General features: G+C 64.4%; 14 protein-coding genes. 10 read left to right on the top strand and 4 right to left on the bottom strand.

Annotated elements, in window-relative coordinates:
* The first annotated feature begins 112 nt into the window (after nucleotides 1-112).
* Together JWS13_RS36660 and JWS13_RS36655 are read left to right on the top strand one after the other, a co-directional pair.
* Nucleotides 113-709: an RBBP9/YdeN family alpha/beta hydrolase gene (locus tag JWS13_RS36660; RefSeq protein WP_206010227.1), complete on the top strand. Its 597-nt coding sequence runs from the start codon at nucleotides 113-115 to the stop codon at nucleotides 707-709.
* A 21-nt stretch (nucleotides 710-730) separates the two neighbouring features.
* Nucleotides 731-2,743, top strand: coding sequence for an acetoacetate--CoA ligase (locus JWS13_RS36655; RefSeq protein WP_206010226.1), 2,013 nt, complete (start codon nucleotides 731-733; stop codon nucleotides 2,741-2,743).
* Nucleotides 2,744-2,811: 68 nt separating this feature from the next.
* On the opposite strand, the gene JWS13_RS36650 is transcribed toward JWS13_RS36655, so the two are convergent.
* Together JWS13_RS36650 and JWS13_RS36645 are read right to left on the bottom strand one after the other, a co-directional pair.
* Nucleotides 2,812-4,182 (bottom strand): MFS transporter, encoded by a 1,371-nt coding sequence (locus tag JWS13_RS36650; RefSeq protein ID WP_206010225.1) that lies wholly within the window; start codon nucleotides 4,180-4,182, stop codon nucleotides 2,812-2,814.
* Between the two features lie 26 nt (nucleotides 4,183-4,208).
* Nucleotides 4,209-4,622 (bottom strand): carboxymuconolactone decarboxylase family protein, encoded by a 414-nt coding sequence (locus tag JWS13_RS36645; RefSeq protein ID WP_206010224.1) that lies wholly within the window; start codon nucleotides 4,620-4,622, stop codon nucleotides 4,209-4,211.
* Nucleotides 4,623-4,853: 231 nt separating this feature from the next.
* Between JWS13_RS36645 and JWS13_RS36640 the strand changes: the two genes are divergently transcribed.
* Nucleotides 4,854-5,825: an AraC family transcriptional regulator ligand-binding domain-containing protein gene (locus JWS13_RS36640; protein WP_241032466.1), complete on the top strand. Its 972-nt coding sequence runs from the start codon at nucleotides 4,854-4,856 to the stop codon at nucleotides 5,823-5,825.
* Here JWS13_RS36640 and JWS13_RS36635 read toward each other — a convergent pair.
* A complete protein-coding gene (locus tag JWS13_RS36635) occupies nucleotides 5,710-6,795 on the bottom strand; it encodes an AraC family transcriptional regulator (RefSeq protein WP_206010223.1) in 1,086 nt (361 codons plus the stop codon). The genes JWS13_RS36640 and JWS13_RS36635 overlap by 116 nt on opposite strands.
* A gap of 185 nt (nucleotides 6,796-6,980) precedes the next feature.
* Between JWS13_RS36635 and JWS13_RS36630 the strand changes: the two genes are divergently transcribed.
* From JWS13_RS36630 to JWS13_RS36600, 7 genes are all read left to right on the top strand, one after another.
* Nucleotides 6,981-7,955 (top strand): quinone oxidoreductase family protein, encoded by a 975-nt coding sequence (locus JWS13_RS36630; protein ID WP_087562071.1) that lies wholly within the window; start codon nucleotides 6,981-6,983, stop codon nucleotides 7,953-7,955.
* A gap of 94 nt (nucleotides 7,956-8,049) precedes the next feature.
* On the top strand, nucleotides 8,050-8,946 hold the full coding sequence (locus JWS13_RS36625; RefSeq protein WP_420855034.1) for a TauD/TfdA dioxygenase family protein: 897 nt from the start codon (nucleotides 8,050-8,052) through the stop codon (nucleotides 8,944-8,946).
* Between the two features lie 47 nt (nucleotides 8,947-8,993).
* On the top strand, nucleotides 8,994-10,046 hold the full coding sequence (locus JWS13_RS36620) for a beta-keto acid cleavage family enzyme (protein ID WP_206010222.1): 1,053 nt from the start codon (nucleotides 8,994-8,996) through the stop codon (nucleotides 10,044-10,046).
* Nucleotides 10,047-10,249: 203 nt separating this feature from the next.
* Nucleotides 10,250-11,584 carry an MFS transporter gene (locus JWS13_RS36615; protein WP_206010221.1) on the top strand — a complete coding sequence of 445 codons (1,335 nt, stop codon included), beginning with the start codon at nucleotides 10,250-10,252 and terminating at the stop codon, nucleotides 11,582-11,584.
* The gene (locus JWS13_RS36610; protein ID WP_206010220.1) at nucleotides 11,581-12,174 is read left to right on the top strand and encodes an RBBP9/YdeN family alpha/beta hydrolase; all 594 of its coding nucleotides are present in this window, start codon (nucleotides 11,581-11,583) and stop codon (nucleotides 12,172-12,174) included. The genes JWS13_RS36615 and JWS13_RS36610 overlap by 4 nt, the downstream gene beginning before the upstream one ends.
* 48 nt (nucleotides 12,175-12,222) lie before the next feature.
* On the top strand, nucleotides 12,223-14,238 hold the full coding sequence (locus JWS13_RS36605) for an acetoacetate--CoA ligase (RefSeq protein WP_206010219.1): 2,016 nt from the start codon (nucleotides 12,223-12,225) through the stop codon (nucleotides 14,236-14,238).
* Nucleotides 14,239-14,282: 44 nt separating this feature from the next.
* Nucleotides 14,283-15,857, top strand: coding sequence for a long-chain-fatty-acid--CoA ligase (locus tag JWS13_RS36600; protein WP_206010218.1), 1,575 nt, complete (start codon nucleotides 14,283-14,285; stop codon nucleotides 15,855-15,857).
* A 53-nt stretch (nucleotides 15,858-15,910) separates the two neighbouring features.
* On the opposite strand, the gene JWS13_RS36595 is transcribed toward JWS13_RS36600, so the two are convergent.
* On the bottom strand, nucleotides 15,911-16,783 hold the full coding sequence (locus JWS13_RS36595) for an LLM class F420-dependent oxidoreductase (protein WP_206010217.1): 873 nt from the start codon (nucleotides 16,781-16,783) through the stop codon (nucleotides 15,911-15,913).
* Nucleotides 16,784-16,858 lie beyond the last annotated feature (75 nt).

Below are 16,858 nucleotides of genomic sequence, written 5' to 3'. Positions count from 1 at the left end.
AGCTGTCACAGAACATAACCGGCGCAACACGGGTCGTGCACACATCTTCCCCGACCCGTGTTGCGCCTCCGTACGTGAACTACCCCATTCCGTCTACACAAGGGAACCGTCGATGCACAACACCGACACGCCAACCGTGGTCTTCGTCCCCGGACTACGCGACCACAACCCTGACCACTGGCAAAGTTTGCTCGCGGATACTTTGCCCAAGACCCGCACGGTGCCACCTCTCGAACGCAACTCCCTGAATCTGGATGCACGCGAGGCCGCACTCGACACGATCCTGTCCGAGATCGACGGACCAGTCGTGCTCGTCGCGCACAGCGCCGGCGTGATGATCACAGTGCACTGGGCGGCTCGACGAGACGGTCATCAGATTGTCGGCGCATTGCTGGTTGCGCCACCAGACCTCGAAACCCCGATGCCCGAGGGACATTCGACGGTCCAAGATCTCGACGATGCCGGATGGTTGCCCATTCCGCGTGAGCCGTTGCCGTTCCCCTGCACCGCGGTGGCCAGCACGAATGATCCGTTGTCCACATTTGATCGTGCCGCCGATTTTGCCGAGTCCTGGGGCGCACGTCTCGTGAACGCCGGCGCTGTCGGCCATCTCAATCCCATCTCCGGATACGGCCATTGGGAACAAGGCCACCAATTCCTCGAGGAGCTACTGGAAGAAGTAGCCACTGGGGCCGGTACCGACTCATAGTTCATGTGAAGGAAGAGTTTCATGTCATCGACAGCACTTCCGAGCCGGCCGATATGGGCTCCGAGCGACGAGCAGATCGGCACAACCACCCTCACACGATTCCAGGATCACGTGCGGGCGACACACGGCCTTGAATTCGAGGACTACGAGAGCTTGTGGCGTTGGTCCGTGACGGACCTCGAGGGATTCTGGTCGTCCGTGTGGAATTTTTTCGGACTGGACAGCGAATCAGGGTACGAACGAGTTCTCACCGACGAGGCGATGCCCGGCACTCGATGGTTCCCCGGCGCCCGCGTGAACTTCGCGCGCTTCCTGCTCGAGCGGGGCAAGCCCGAGGCCACCGCCGTCGTCAGCATCGACGAGACCGGACACACGAGGTACCTCACCTGGTCTGCACTGCGTCAGCAGGTATCCGCTCTGGCGGCCGAACTCGATCGAGCAGAGGTCGCGGTGGGCGACGTGGTGGCCGGGTACCTGCCGAATATCGCCGAGGCCGTCGTGGCGTTTCTGGCGACCGCGTCGATTGGTGCCGTGTGGTCCTCGGTTGGTCAGGACTATGCGGCGCAGGCTGTTGTCGACCGATTCGAGCAGCTCGCACCCAAGGTACTCATTGCCGCCGATGGCTACACATTCGGAGGGAGAACCCACACTCGCGGTTCGACGGTGGACGAGATCGTGTCCCAGCTCCCATCCCTCGCTCAGGTGATTCTCGTCGACAATGTGGGAGACAGCCCCACCACCGACATTCGTCGAGGCGCCCGTTCCCCGGTGACATGGCGCAGCTGGGACGAGGCGATGACGACCGTAGGGCGGAATACCCCCGTCGATGTTCCATTCGATCATCCGCTCTGGGTTCTGTTTTCCTCAGGGACGACAGGTCGGCCCAAGGGCCTGGTGCACGGGCACGGCGGGGTGCTGGTCGAGAAGGTCAAACAGATCGGACTGCATTGGGACCTGGGGCCCGATGATCGCGTCTTCTGGTACACCTCCCCGAGTTGGATGATGTGGAATACCCAGGTGTCGGCACTACTCAGTGGTGGGAGCATCGTCTGCTACGACGGCTCGCCGATCCACCCCGACAGTAACTGGCTGTGGAGGATCGCTGCCGACCTGGACGTCAGTTTTCTGGGCGTCAGCCCAGGGTATTTGCAAGCCAGTGCCAACGAGGATGTGCATCCCGCCGCGCAGTTCGACCTCAGCCGACTGCGTGCGATGGGCAGCACAGGCTCGCCTCTGGCCGCTCACCTCCAACTGTGGGCCCGCGATCGCGTCGGCGATCTTCCGCTGTGGTCGATGAGCGGCGGCACCGATTTGGCCAGTGCACTGGTCGGTGGAGTGCCGACACAACCGGTGTGGTCCGGCAGGATCTCCGGCCGCTGTCTCGGCGCCGCTGTGGAAGCATGGGACGAGCACGGTAATCCCGTCCACGACAGCGTCGGTGAACTCGTCGTCCGCAAGCCGATGCCGAGCATGCCGATCAGGCTGTGGAACGACCCCGACGGCACAAAATACCGAAGCGCCTATTTCGAGAACTATCCCGGCGTGTGGCGGCAGGGCGACTGGATCACCGTGCACGGTGACGGGACTGTCGTTATTCACGGTCGATCGGATTCCACCCTCAACCGCAACGGCATCCGCATGGGCAGTTCTGACATCTACGCGGTCGTCGAATCCCTGCCCGAGATCACCGAAGCACTCGTCATCGGCGCCGAACAGCCCGACGGCACCTACTGGATGCCGCTGTTCGTCGTCCTCCGACCCGACTTCCATCTCGACGACTTCGCGAGAGAGCGAATCAGGTCCGAGATCCGGGACAAGGTCTCGCCCCGACATGTTCCCGACGAGATCTTCGCCGTCCCGGCTCTTCCGCACACACGCACCGGGAAGAAGATCGAGGTACCCATCAAGAGGATCCTGCAGGGTGCGGCTGTGGACGAGGTAATCAGCAGAGACGCTGTCGACGACGCATCACTACTGGATTTCTACAGTGACCTCGTCGCCCGCCGCAACCTTGTGCCGGCCGAGACCCGGTAACAGCTACGTGTCGGCGCCGGCTCGAGATCGAACTCGAGCCGGCGCCGACGTGGAACCAGGTGCAGCGATCAGCAGACGGCCGGCAACGACGTCTCGGAGGGCGCCTTGTTCGCGGCCTCGAGGCTCACACCCTTGGTGGATTCTCCGAACAGCGCCATGACCAGGGCCATGACTGCCATCACCGCGGCAATGAAATAGAACACCGCGGATATTCCGTAGCCGACGATCAGTGACGAGATCACGAGCGGTGCAAAGATATTGGCAATCCTGGAGGATGAGCTCGCCCAACCCGACCCGACCGAACGGAACTGGGTGGGGAATACCTCGCTCGAGTAGGCGTTGGTCAGCGGCACGGTCACGTGGAAGAGCACCTGCAGGATGCAACCGAGGCCGATCAGGATGGCGGTCGAGTCGCTGGTGGTGAAGATAACCGCAACGGCACAGATCAGGACCGCGACCACCGCCAGGGTGTACTTACGCTCCCACCGGTCGGCCACGACGGTGCTGGTCAGGAGCCCCAGCATTCCGACGGTCGTGATGATGGCGGTGATCAGGGCAGCTTCTCCCAGGCTGTAACCCTTGAGCTTCAACAGCGTGGAGAGCCAGGCCGTGAAGCCGAAATAGCCGACAACTCCGAGAATCCACAGCGAGCAGGTCACGATGAACCGCTTGCCGTATCCGCCTCTGATCAGTGCTCGCAATCCCGATTCACGTCCGGCCTCGCCTGCCGGCCGCTCGATGGCAACAGCAATCGGCTCGCACAACTCGTGGCCGTCGCGTCGCACCGCGGCCTCGATGTTGCCCATGACGTCATCGGCCCTGTCGAGCCGGCCCCGTGATTCCAGCCACCGCGGCGACTCCGGGAGACAGCGGCCGAACGGGATCATCAGGAACAGGCCCATCCCGCCGACCACGAAGAGCGCACGCCATCCCCAGCCGTAGTTCGGCACCAGCAGGTAGGCGATCCAGGTGAGCGTGATCGGGCCGAGGCCGGAGATGGCGATGGCCCACGCGATGGCACGGCCCCGGATCGCCCCGGGAAAGATCTCGGCCAACAGCACGATCGCTGCGACGCTCGTGCCCTGATAGCCAATTGCCGTGATGAATCTCAAGATCAAGAACATGTCCGGGGTCGATACGAACGCGTTGACCAGGCAGGGCAACGAGAACACCACGAGTAGGACCATCAGGACCGGCTTGCGCCCCCACCTGTCTGCGGCCCACCCTCCGACAAAGGCCCCCAGGAAGGCCCCGACACCTGTGGCAGCGGTGATGGATCCGATGTTCGGAACCGTGAACCCTTGGTGCACGAGCAGCGCCGGCGCACTGAAGGAGAAGGCGTACAGATCGATGAACTCGAAGACCAGCGCGCCGGCAATCAATGCGCAGATCATCCGATGCCACCGGCTCAGCGGTAGCCGCTCCAGCCGTGCAGACACCGAAACACGAGGGTATGTACTCGAAATCATTGACGCTCTTTCGTCATAGGGGTGGGCTGGCCGGATTCGGCCTCGAACGCCTTCAGTTCTTCCGCGAGGATGGGAACGCCCAAATTGCACGAGTGAATTCCGAGCACGCTGACCAGTTGGAGCACCGCGAGGATCTCCTGTCGGGTGACACCGATTTCGAGCGCAGCCCGGATATGACGCCGAACCCCGGGTGCGTACAGGTGCGTCGTCGAGGCGTCGATGCCGATGCTGAGCAACTCGACGAACTTCGGCGACAGGATGCCGTCACGGTTCGACATCGTGCCCATGGTCACGAACTGCTCGGTCCATTCCGGATCCCACTCGAACAGCTGGTCCCACAGGGGGTTCCAGTATCCGGTGGCTTGTAGTCGGTCCACGACCGGGGTGGAAATCGGCGCATCGATGGTCATCGGTTTCTCCAGGGTCTGAGGATGGTTCGCCCCGCATTGATGTGAGCACTCCGGAGGCCGGAGGTCGGGGTGACGTGGATCACGCTACACTCGGCGCGACACGTGGTCTTGACCTCAGACGTCAAATTAGTTGTCAATCAATGACTGAAACGACAGGTGGATGACGTGGCCGGACACAGAGTGCGTAACGCTGCGCTGAGTGGGTATGTGGGTCTGGCGAGGTCGCTCGGGGTGGATCCGCTGGCCTTGATCCGATCGGCAGGCCTCGACCCGTTGGCGCTGGTGAATCCGGACGGCTGGATTTCCGCGGTGGCCGTCGACCACCTTCTCGAGGCTTCCGCGGCCGCCGCTGCATGCGAGAGCTTCGGACTCAGACTTGCGGAGACGCGGCAATTGTCCCATTTCGGAGCCCTCAGCCTGGTCGCCCAGGAGGAGCCGGACGTTCGGAGCGCTGTGTCCGTACTACTGCTCCACGGGGACCTGCACAACGAGGCAGTGCACAGCAGGCTGGTCGAAGCACACGGCCTGGCTACCGTCCGAGTCGCCGGTACCGAAATTGCGCTGGGACGTCAGAGCACTGAACTCGCCGTTGCGGTGCTCGTACAGATACTTCGAAATTTTCTGAAACCCGACTGGCAGCCGGTATCGGTCTGCTTCACACATGACTCTCCGTCCGGCCTCGAGGTGCACCAGCGAGTCCTGGGCGATTCTGTCGTTTTCAATCACACGTTCAACGGGATCGTTCTCTACTCCGATCAACTGGATGCCGAGAACCCGATGTCCGACCCGTCGCTGCGGCCCTACGCTCAGCAATATCTCGAATCCATCTCCCGCCGTTCGCATCCGACCATCACAGGGCAGGTGAGAAAGGCCATCGAAACACTGCTGCCGACCGGTCGATGTTCGATCAATTATGTGGCGCAGAGCCTCAGCCTGGACCAAAGGACGCTGCAGCGACGCCTTGCCCATTCGAACGAGACCTTTGCCGGGATTCGAAATTCCGTTCGCGTGGAATTGGCGGAATGCTATGTGAGAAACCGAGAGCATTCACTGACATGGGTCGCCGAGGAACTCGGGTTCTCCTCCCTCAGTTCGTTTTCCCGGTGGTTTCGGGGCGAGTTCGGGCACGGTCCGAGGGCGTGGAGCGCAGCCGGGATGCGTCCACCCCCGCCTGCGCCGAAGCTCTCCAGGCGCGGGGGCTGACGCCGAAATTCTGCCGGAACCAGCGGGAGAAGCTGTTGGGGGTGGAGAAGGCGAGCATCTCGGCGATCTCGGTCAACGAGTAGCGATTGTCGGCGACCAGGCGTTCCGCGAGTCCGACTCTCGTCGAGTTCAGCACGGAGGTGAACGTCTCGCCGTATTGGGCGAGGTGGCGGTGCACCGTCTTTCGATCGACACCGAGGCTGCGTGACACCTGGTCCAGGGAGCATCGCCCCGTGGGCAGCAACAGTTCGATGAGTTCGCGGACTCGCGTCAGGACGGTTGGTGGGCCCGCGGTTTCGACGGATTCGAGCAGCGTTCGGGTGTACGCCCGAAGCATCGGATCCGACATGCGGTTCGGCTTTCTGAGATCACTTGTGGTGATGACCATTCCAGTGAAGTGCTGATTGAACCGGACGTCCGCGTCGAAGACCTTCCGGTGGGTACCGGTATCACTGGGTGGTCCGTGCTGGAAGCAGACGGCGACGGGGCGCCACGCATCTCCGAGGATGGTTCGCAGCAGTTGGTAGCCCACCGCTGTCGCCAGCTCGAGGGCTTGCCGGGTTCCCACGTCTGCCTTCGTGTCGTAGTCGACGATGAGTGTCGTCAGATCTCGTCGCTCCGACAGGCGAGTACGCAGGGCCTCGTTGTACATGTGCTGGTAGCGGATGAGCGTTTCGAATGCGCTTCGTGCATCCGGGGCCTCCCTGACGCTCACGCTGAGCGGGCCGAGGTTGGAGAACCGGCGGTGTTGCGCAAGGAGTAGCGCGAAATCCTCCCGCCCGGCGGCCTCGGCCGACGACTCGAGCACGCGAGAGATGGCCGCGGCAGGCACCCATCGGTCCTGGACATCCATGCCTGCCGGGTCGAGGCCGGCGGCACGCAGGAGCCCGACCGAATCGATCCCCAGCGACTCTCCGAGTTCGATGTAGCCGTGCAGCGCCGCGTAACGCGCGAGTGGACGGGTGTCCAAGATGTGCCTCCAAATGGTAAGTCGAATGCCACGTGAGGGTAAGTGTGATGGCAATCTTACCGATAACTTTGTGTTGTCGGCATCACACGTTGGCTTCGCGGCAAATGTTTGTTCGAGCGAGTGTGTACGCCGACCTGCATGTCAACCCGCACCTCGGTGCGTGGATCGAGTGAGGAGTCAGGATTATGGCGAAGGCAATTCGCTTCTACGAGACCGGTGGACCCGAAGTTCTGAAGTGGGAGTCCGTCGAGGTGGGCGATCCGGGCCCCGGGGAGGTTCGGATTCGTCACGAGGCCGTGGGCCTCAACTTCGCGGAAATCTATTTCCGGACCGGTCTGTACCCCGCCGCACTCCCGGCGGGCATCGGCGTCGAGGCGGCCGGCGTCATCGAGGCCGTGGGCGCCGGAGTGTCCGACTTCATGGAGGGCGACCGGGTCACGTACACCGGAAGCCCCCTGGGCGCGTACAGCACCGACCGTGTGATGCCGGCCGAGCACCTGATCAAGCTGCCCGAGGGCATCGAATTCGAGACCGCCGCGGCGATGACGATGCGGGGCCTGACCGCGTCCTACCTGCTGCGTCGAATCCACCCCCTCGAGGCAGGCGACACCGTGCTGCTGCACGCCGCCGCGGGCGGCGTCGGACTCATCTTCACCCAGTGGGCAAAGCTGCTGGGTATCAACGTGATCGGCACCGTCTCGTCCGAGGAGAAGGCGGCGGTCGCGAAGGCCCACGGCTGCGAGCACGTCATCGTCTACAAGCGGGAGAACGTGGCCGAACGGGTCCGCGAGATCACCGGCGGCGTCGGCGTCCCCGTCGTGTTCGACAGCATCGGGGCAACGACCTTCGAGGCCTCACTGGATTCCCTCGCACGGAGGGGTCTCCTCGTGGCATTCGGGACCGCCTCCGGGCCGGTCCCACCCGTCGACCCGATGAAGTTGGCGCTGAAGGGATCGCTGTTCCTCACGCGTCCTGCACTCGCGGACTACATCGCCGACCCCTTCGAACGCGCCGAGCTCGCCGGTGAGCTGTTCGGGCACGTCGAAGCCGGCCGGATCAAGGTCGAGATCAACCAGCACTACGCGCTCGAGGAAGCCGAGCAGGCGCACCGCGACCTCGAGGCGGGCAAGTCCATCGGCTCGTCGGTGTTCTCCTTCTGAACCCGAACATCCCTGCGTCGCCTGGCCGGCGCGCGCTTCGAGCGCGCGAGTGACGGCGCTGCACCCAATATTCCAGCTTGCACAGGAGAGTGTCATGACCACCGTTGACTTCGCGCCCAGCCGACCGGCGACCGTGACCCCGATGGATGCGCGGCCGTTGACCTGCAGCATCGGCGCCGAACTCCACGGTGTCGACCTTGCCGCGGTGTCGCGTGACGACGGGTTGTTCGCCGAACTGAAGTCGCTGCTGCTCGAGCACAAGGTGCTGTTCTTCCGCGATCAGGACATGAGCCGGGCCGAGCACGTCGCGCTGGCGAAGCGGTTCGGCTCGCTCGAGGACCATCCGGTCGTCGGCAGCGACCCCGAATACGCAGGTCTGGTCCGGATCTACAAGGACCTCGACAGCCCCGCGGAGCACTACGAGAACGCCTACCACTGCGACGCCACCTGGCGTGACAACCCGCCTATGGGAGCCATCCTGCGGAATATCGACGGCCCCGAGGTCGGCGGCGACACGATCTGGGTGAACATGGCCCTCGCCTACGAGCGGCTGCCCGAACGCGTCAAGGAACAGATCGACGGCCTCCGCGCCCGCCACAGCATCGAGGCGACCTTCGGCGCCCGGATGCCGCTCGAACAGCGACTCGAACTCAAGGAGCGGTTCCCCGACCCCGAACACCCCGTGGTCCGCACCCACCCCGAAACCGGCGAGAAGATCCTGTTCGTCAACTGCTTCACCACCCATTTCACCAATTACCACACGCCGGACAACATCCGCTGCGGCATCGACTACGCCCCAGGCAGCAGCAACCTGCTCAACTACCTGATCAGCCAGGCCTCGATCCCCGAATACCAGGTGCGGTGGCGGTGGACCCCGAACAGCGTCGCCATCTGGGACAACCGATCCACCCAGCACTACGCCGTCCAGGACTACTGGCCCGCCGTCCGCAAGATGGAACGCGCCGGGATCGTCGGCGACCGCCCCTTCTGAGCCGGCACCTACACATCACACCCGATATCGAGAAACGGAGTTACGCAATGCATTTCCACGACGATTCCCTGTTCCCGGAGACCCAGGAGAAGCTGGTCATCACGGTGGCCCCCTACGGGCCCGAGTGGGAGCCGGACGACTTCCGCGAAGACCTCCCCCTGACGATGGAGGAGCACATCCAGCAGGCGGTCGACTGCTACGAGGCCGGCGCGACGGTCCTGCACATCCACGTCCGCGAACTCGACGGCAAGGGCTCCAAGCGGCTGTCGAAGTTCAACGAGCTCCTCGCGGGTCTGCGTGAGGCCGTACCGGACATGATCCTGCAGGTCGGAGGATCGATCTCGTTCTCGCCTGAGGGTGACGGCGCCGACGCGAATTGGCTGTCGGACGACACCCGGCACATGCTCGCCGAGCTCGATCCGAAGCCGGATCAGGTGACGATCGCGATCAACACCAGCCAGATGAATCTCATGGAGCTGATGACCGCCGACGACCTCGCGGGCACGTCGATGGAGCGTCCCGAGCTCGCCAAGGCGTACCGGGAGATGACGGTCCCGGCCGGCCCGGAATGGGTCGAGGAGCACCTGCGCCGGCTGCAGGCCGCCGGGATCCAGCCGCAGTTCCAGCTCGGTTCGCTCGCGCAGTTGGAAACGGTGGAGCGGCTGATCCGCCGCGGCGTCTACACCGGTCCGCTGAACCTGACCTGGGTGGCGATCGGTGGCGGGCAGGAGGGCCCGAACCCGTACAACATCACGAACTTCGTCCAACGGGTCCCGGACGGCGCGTGCCTGACCCTCGAAACCCTCATGCGGTCGGTGTTGCCGGTCAACGCGATGGCGATCGCGATGGGCCTGCACACCCGCTGCGGTAACGAGGACACCCTGTGGGGTCGCAAGGGCGAGAAGCTGACCTCGGCCGCGCAGGTCAGGCAGCTCGTGCGGATCGCGAACGAACTCGGACGCGAGGTCGCCACCGGCAAGGAAGCCCGCGACATCTACAAGATCGGCGAAACGTACCGCGACGCGGACGAGACCCTCGCCAAGCTCGGCTACGCGCCGAACCGCAAGCCCGGCCAGGTCGGTTTCACCGGACACGCCTGACCCACACAGCAGGGCACACCTGGGCGGCGCGAGCACCCCATCTCGCGCCGCCCGGGGCTGTTGAACCGGTGGTCCGCACATCCTCGGTACCTCGAGTTCCACCGGACGACGGCACAGAGCCGTCCCCACCCACACCTGAATGAGCACCGCTATCCAATCGGTCCAAATATCCCAATCGGTCCAAATATCGAGGAGAACCACGCATGGGCCTTTCCGTCGCCGATGACGACAAGACCGTCGATCTGGCTCGACCCAGCCGGTCGTCCGGCCTCTATCCCTGGGTCGTCTTCTCGCTGATCTTTGCCCTGATGCTGTCCGACTACATGTCGCGGCAAGTGGTCAGCGCCGTGTTCCCGATCCTCAAGGCGGAGTGGGATCTGTCCGATGCACATCTCGGCTCCCTCACCGGAATCGTCGCGTTGATGGTCGGCGTGCTGATCTTTCCGCTGTCGGTTGCGGCGGACCGGTGGGGTCGCGTCCGAATGCTGGTTGCCTCGGCGGCATTGTGGAGTGCGGCCACCCTGTTCTGCGCGTTCGCAGACAGCTACGGCGAAATGCTGGTCGGCCGCTTCTTCGTCGGGGTCGGTGAGGCTGCCTACGGCAGCATCGGCGCCGCGGTCATCGTGGGTCTGTTCGCACCAGAGCGGCGGGCTTCGCTGACCGGGGCATTCATGTCGGGCGCAATGTTCGGATCTGTCGTCGGTGTGTCGCTCGGCGGTGTCATCGCCGTCAACTTCGGATGGCGTTGGGCTTTCGGGGCGATGGCGATCATCGGATTCGTCCTCGTCGTCGCATTCCGGACCTTGGTCAACGAGAGCCGCATCGCCCTGTACCGGCACCCGGACGACGTTCAGACACCGAGTGCTGCGGACGGCGGTCGCGCGCCGTTGTCGAGCCTGTTCAAGGGCGTCGCCGTCATCAGCACCTATCTCGGTAGCGGCCTGCAACTGTTCGTGGCCGGAGCGTTGCTGACGTGGCTGCCGAGCTACGTCAACCGGTACTACGACCTCGCTCCCGACCGGGCGGCCCTGCTCGCCGCTGTCTTCGTCCTGCTGATCGGCATCGGCATGGTCGGCTGCGGGATGATCTCCGACAGCGTGAGCCGTCTCGATCACAGCAAGAGGTGGACGTCCTCGATCGGCTTCTGCCTGGCCTCCGCGGTTCTCCTCTTCACCGCATTCAGTCTCGAACCGGGCACGCTGCAACTGATCTTCCTGGGCGGCGGGGCGTTCTTCGCCGGAGGTGTCTCCGGACCCGCAGGCGCACTCGTCGCGAACCTCACCCACGCATCCATCCGGGCCTCTGCGATCGGAACCGTGACCCTCGCCAACAGCCTGATCGGACTGGCTCCCGCCCCAGTGGTTGTCGGGGCCCTGGCCGACCGTGTCGGACTCAACGGAGCACTGCACGTCGTTCCCGTCGCATCCGTACTCGCGGCTCTCGCGCTCGTCATCGGAAACCGCTACTACGCAGCAGGATTGAAGAACCTCAGCGAGCTGACACAGAACTCGACCAACGACCGGAGTGCGACCACATGACGACGAACGAGAGTGGACCGACGATCGTGATCGTCCCCGGACTTCGCGGACACGTCGAAGAACACTGGCAGACGATCCTCGCCACCACAATCGCCGGCACCCTCACCGTCCCGGTCAGCAGCGACAGCAATGCCAGCCTGGACGACCGGATGGCAGCACTCGACGAGACCTTGGCGGCCGTACCCGGCCGCGCGCTCCTCGTGGCACACAGCGCCGGTGTGGTGATCACGGCCCACTGGGCGCAACGTCACCCCGGCACCGATCGCATCGCGGGCGCACTGCTCGCCGCGCCACCCGACCTCGAGGCTCCCCTGCCCGCCGGCAATCTGTCCCCTCAGGCTCTCACGGAACTGGGCTGGACCCCGGTACCCCGCGGACCACTTCCCTTCCCGAGCATCGTCGCCGCCGGCACCAACGACCCCCTCGCGAGTTACGCGGCCGTGGCCCGACTCGCCGATGCCTGGGGTAGCCGGCTGGTGAACCTGGGCGAGGTCGGGCACCTCAACCCCGCGTCGGGATACGGCGAGTGGCCCGCCGCCGTCGAATTGATCGAAGAACTCACAGCTGCTGCGGCGACCGTCGGCTCGTAGCACCCGCAGGACACAACGATGAGACGACCTCATCCGGAAAGGACATCCATGCAGTCCGCTGATTCACCAGGTGGAATCCTGTGGAGCCCCGACTCGGCCGAGCGCGCCGATACCACTCTCACCAGGTTCGTCGAGTATGTTCGCGACGCTCGGGGTGTCGAGGTCGACGACTACGAGGAGCTCTGGCAGTGGTCCGTCACCGATCTCGAGGGATTCTGGTCGTCGGTGTGGGACTTCTTCGGAATCGACAGTGAAAGTGACTACGACGCAGTTCTACTCGACGATCAGATGCCCGGCACCCGCTGGTTCCCGGGTGCACGGATCAACTTTGCGCGGGTCCTGCTCGACCGGGGCGACCCGGACGCCGTCGCAATCGTGGCCGCGGAAGAATCGGGTGTTGTCCGGACACTGACCAGGTCGGAACTACGTGAGCAGGTGCTCACGCTGGCGGCCGAGCTCGAAGCCCTCGCGGTCGGCAGCGGAGATGTGGTCGTGGGGTACCTGCCCAACACCGCAGAATCCGTCATCGCCTTCCTTGCCGCGGCGACGCTCGGCGCAACCTGGGCATCGGTCGGGCAGGACTACGCACCGGATGCTGTCGTCGACCGGTTCTCGCAACTGTCGCCGAAGGTCCTGATCGCCGCGGATGGATACATCTATGCCGGCCGTCAGCATTCGCGCATCGACGCGGTCGGACAGATCGCGGCCGGGCTTCCGTCCGTGACGGATGTGATTGTCGTGCAGCGCACCTCCACCGACAACACGTCGGCACGTACCCGACTCGACGGCACTGTGCAGGCATGGCACGACTGGGATGCGGCGATCGCACGTCGAGAAGCCCGCTCCGGTTTCACCGACGTCGACTTCGACCACCCGCTGTGGGTGCTGTTCTCCTCCGGAACGACAGGTCGACCGAAGGGGCTGGTGCACGGGCACGGCGGCATCATGATCGAAACCGTCAAACAAATGGGACTGCACTGGAACCTCACGCCGGACGACCGCGTGCTCTGGTACACCTCGACGAGCTGGATGATGTGGAACATGCAGGTCGCCGTCCTGCTCTCGGGGGCGTCGATCGTGTGCTACAACGGCGCACCGACCTACCCCTGCACGGACTCGCTGTGGAAGCTCGTCGCCGACACCGGCGCCACCTTTCTCGGCACCAGCCCCGGCTACCTTCAGACGTGTGCCGACGCCGACGTACATCCGAAGGCCGAGCACCCGCTGTCGCGACTACGCGCAATCGGCTGCACCGGAGCCCCTTTGAGTGAGCACCTGTACCGGTGGGCGCACGACGAGGTCGGCGACATTCCTCTGTGGTCGATGAGCGGCGGCACCGATATCGCCGGCGCCCTCGTCGGCGCCGTTCCGACCCGTCCGGTCCGTGTCGGCCGGATCTCCGGGCGATGCCTCGGCGTCGCCGTCGAAACGTGGGACATGAACGGCAACCCGGTTCGCGGGACCGTCGGTGATCTCGTCGTCACCAGGCCCCTTCCGAATATGCCCGTCGCCCTGTGGAACGACCCCGACGGAGCGAAATACCACGATGCCTACTTCGACACCTACCCCGGCGTCTGGCGACAAGGCGACTGGGCCACCATCTACGAAGACGGAACCGTCGCAGTGCACGGGCGGTCGGACTCGACCCTCAACCGCAACGGTGTCCGGATGGGAAGCGCGGACATCTACTCCGCTGTCGAAGCGCTCCCCGAAATTTCGGAAGCCCTGGTCGTCGGTGTCGAAGAAGCCGACGGCTCGTACTGGATGCCGCTCTTCGTCGTCCTCCACGCGGGGCACACCCTCGACGAGATCCTGATCGGAAAGATCTGCTCGACGATTCGCGATCACGTATCGCCACGGCATGTTCCCGACGACGTGCTGGAGGTCACGGGTATTCCACACACCCGGACCGGAAAGAAGATCGAGGTGCCACTCAAGCGGGTGCTCCAGGGCGCCCGCGTCGAGGACGTGGTCAATCCCGACGGCATCGACGACCCGTCACTGCTCGGGTTCTTCGAACGCCTCGCGGAAGTACGGCAGACCAACTACGCGACGGCACCGTGATCGCCGCGAATCCACCTACACTCCAACGGCACTGAGGGAAACTGATGCTCAACCTGTCCATGTTCCTCGAAGACTCGGCCCGCAAGTACCCGAGTCGCGACGCTCTGGTCCTGGGAGAGGAGCGGCTTACGTACGCCGAGACCGACTCCCTCTCGAACCAGATCGCGAACCTCCTCGTCGCATCCGGGATCACGCCCGGCGACCGGGTGGCGATGTCCTGCCCCAACCTGCCCTGGTTTCCGATCGTCTACTACGGCATCCTCAAGGCGGGTGCCGTGGTCGTGCCGCTCAACATCCTGTTGAAGTCCGGTGAGATCGCCTACCACCTGCAGGACTGTGGAGCCACCGCCTACTTCTGCTTCGAGGGCGGGGCGGATCTGCCGATCGGCACGTATGGACGGGCGGCGTTCGGTGAGGTGCCCTCGTGCCACACGATGTTCGTGATCGGCACGGACGACGACACCCACGTCGAGGGGATCACACACCTGTCGGCCGTGCTTCCCGCCCAGTCCACGGCGTTCGAGTCGGTGGCGCGGGAGGCCACCGACACCGCCGTCATCCTCTACACGAGCGGAACGACCGGCCGGCCGAAGGGCGCCGAGTTGACCCATTCGAACATGACGATGAACGCCATCGCATCCAACAGGTTGTTCGACAACTCCCCGAGTCGGCCGGACACCCATCTGGCGACTCTCCCGCTGTTCCATTCGTTCGGGCAGACGGTCAACATGAACGCCGGGTTCTCGGTAGGCGCAACGCTGGTGTTGCTGCCGCGCTTCGAGGCCGGTGCGGCACTGGAGATCATGGAACGCGAGTCGATCACGATGTTCGCGGGTGTGCCGACGATGTACTGGGGGCTGCTCGGGGCGGTCGACGATGCGGTCGACGTCGACCGCATCGCCGCCAACCTCCGCAAGGCGATCTCCGGGGGCGCACCACTGCCGGTGGAAATCCTCGAGCGTTTCGCAACACGATTCGGCGTCCAGATTCTCGAGGCCTACGGGCTGTCGGAAACCTCGCCCATCGCGCTGTTCAGCGATCCGGAGCAGGCGCCGCGGGCCGGCTCGATCGGCGTCCCGATCTGGGGCGTACAGGTGCGCCTGATCGACCCCGACTGGAATACCGTCGAAGGCGCCGACACGGTCGGCGAGATCGCGATCCGCGGCCACAACGTCATGAAGGGCTACTACGATCGCCCGGACGCGACGGACGAAGCCATGCACCACGGGTGGTTCCGCACGGGCGATCTCGCCCGCCGCGACGCAGACGGTTTCTACTTCATCGTCGACCGCGCCAAAGACATGATCGTCCGCGGAGGGTTCAACGTGTACCCCCGCGAGATCGAAGAAATGCTCATCACCCACCCGGCGGTCTCACTCGCCGCAGTCATCGGTGTCCCACACGAACAGCACGGCGAGGAGATCAAGGCGTTCGTCATCCCCGAACCCGGCGCGCAGATTTCCGAACCGGAACTGATCACCTGGTGCAAGGAACGAATCGCCGCCTACAAGTACCCTCGCTCCGTCGAATTCGTCACGGTACTGCCGATGACAGCCACCGGGAAGCTCCTCAAGCGCGAGCTGTCCTCCGCCGCAGCAACGGTTGACTCCGGGCGGTAGAGGGGGCCACGTCTCGTTCGGGAGACAGTCCGGTCAGTGTCGGCGAACGCGATTCACCAGTCCTCGATCACCGGGACGACGCGTTCGCCCAGGATCTCGAGCGGCGTGATCGACGCGACCTGCGGCACCCATCCGTGAACGTGGGTGATGCCCAGCTTCGACAGGCCCTCGAGTTGACCGAGCAAGGTGTCCACGTTCTGCCCGTCCGCACCAGGGTCGAGCGGGAACATCACGGTCTTCTCGATGGCGTCGTAGTCGGTATCGAGTGCGGTGCAATGATCCCTCAGCACTTCCAGCTTGTGGGCGACCTCGGGTCCACCGAACAAGTTGCAGGCCTGCGCGTACTGCGCGACCATCCGAAGCGTCTTCTTCTCACCCCCGCCGCCGATGAGGATGGGCGGGTGTGGGCGCCGTAGCGGCTGCGGCACGTTCATGGTGCGGCCGAGCCGGTAGTGCTTGCCTTCGAACGGTCCGTCGTTCTCGCTCCACATCTGCAGGCAGATCTGCAGTGTCTCCTCGAGTCGCTCGAAGCGTTCGGCCGTCGGCGGGAAGTGGAGGCCGAGTCCGACACTCTCGTCCTCGTTCCAGGCGGCGCCGATTCCGAGGTACGCGCGACCCTTGGACAGGACGTCGAGCGTGCTCACGGCCTTGGCGAGGAGGCCAGGCTCGCGATAGACGGTGGCGGTGACCCAGGCCAGCAGGTCCACCTTCTCAGTGACGGCAGCGAGGAACCCGAGGGTGGTGTACGCCTCGAGCATCTCGGTGTCGATCGGTCCTACCGGTTCGATCTGCCAGAGATGGTCCATGACGCTGAGCTTGGAGAAACCCGCGTCCTCTGCGGTGACGGCAATGCGGCGCAGGTCGTCCGAGAGGATCGACGGTCCGGCGGGAAAGGTGAAGTCGGCGATGTGCAGTCCAAGTTCCATAGCTCTCCACGCTAAACCTGTTGCCGCCCGCTACCCAGGGATCGCCAGTACCACCCACCGTGCCCTCGCCAGATG

The sequence above is a fragment of the Rhodococcus pseudokoreensis genome, from assembly GCF_017068395.1.
In the GTDB taxonomy this organism is placed as follows: domain Bacteria; phylum Actinomycetota; class Actinomycetes; order Mycobacteriales; family Mycobacteriaceae; genus Rhodococcus_F; species Rhodococcus_F pseudokoreensis.
The sequence above is the reverse complement of the archived record's forward strand: the minus strand, read 5'-3'. Positions and strand labels throughout refer to the sequence as shown.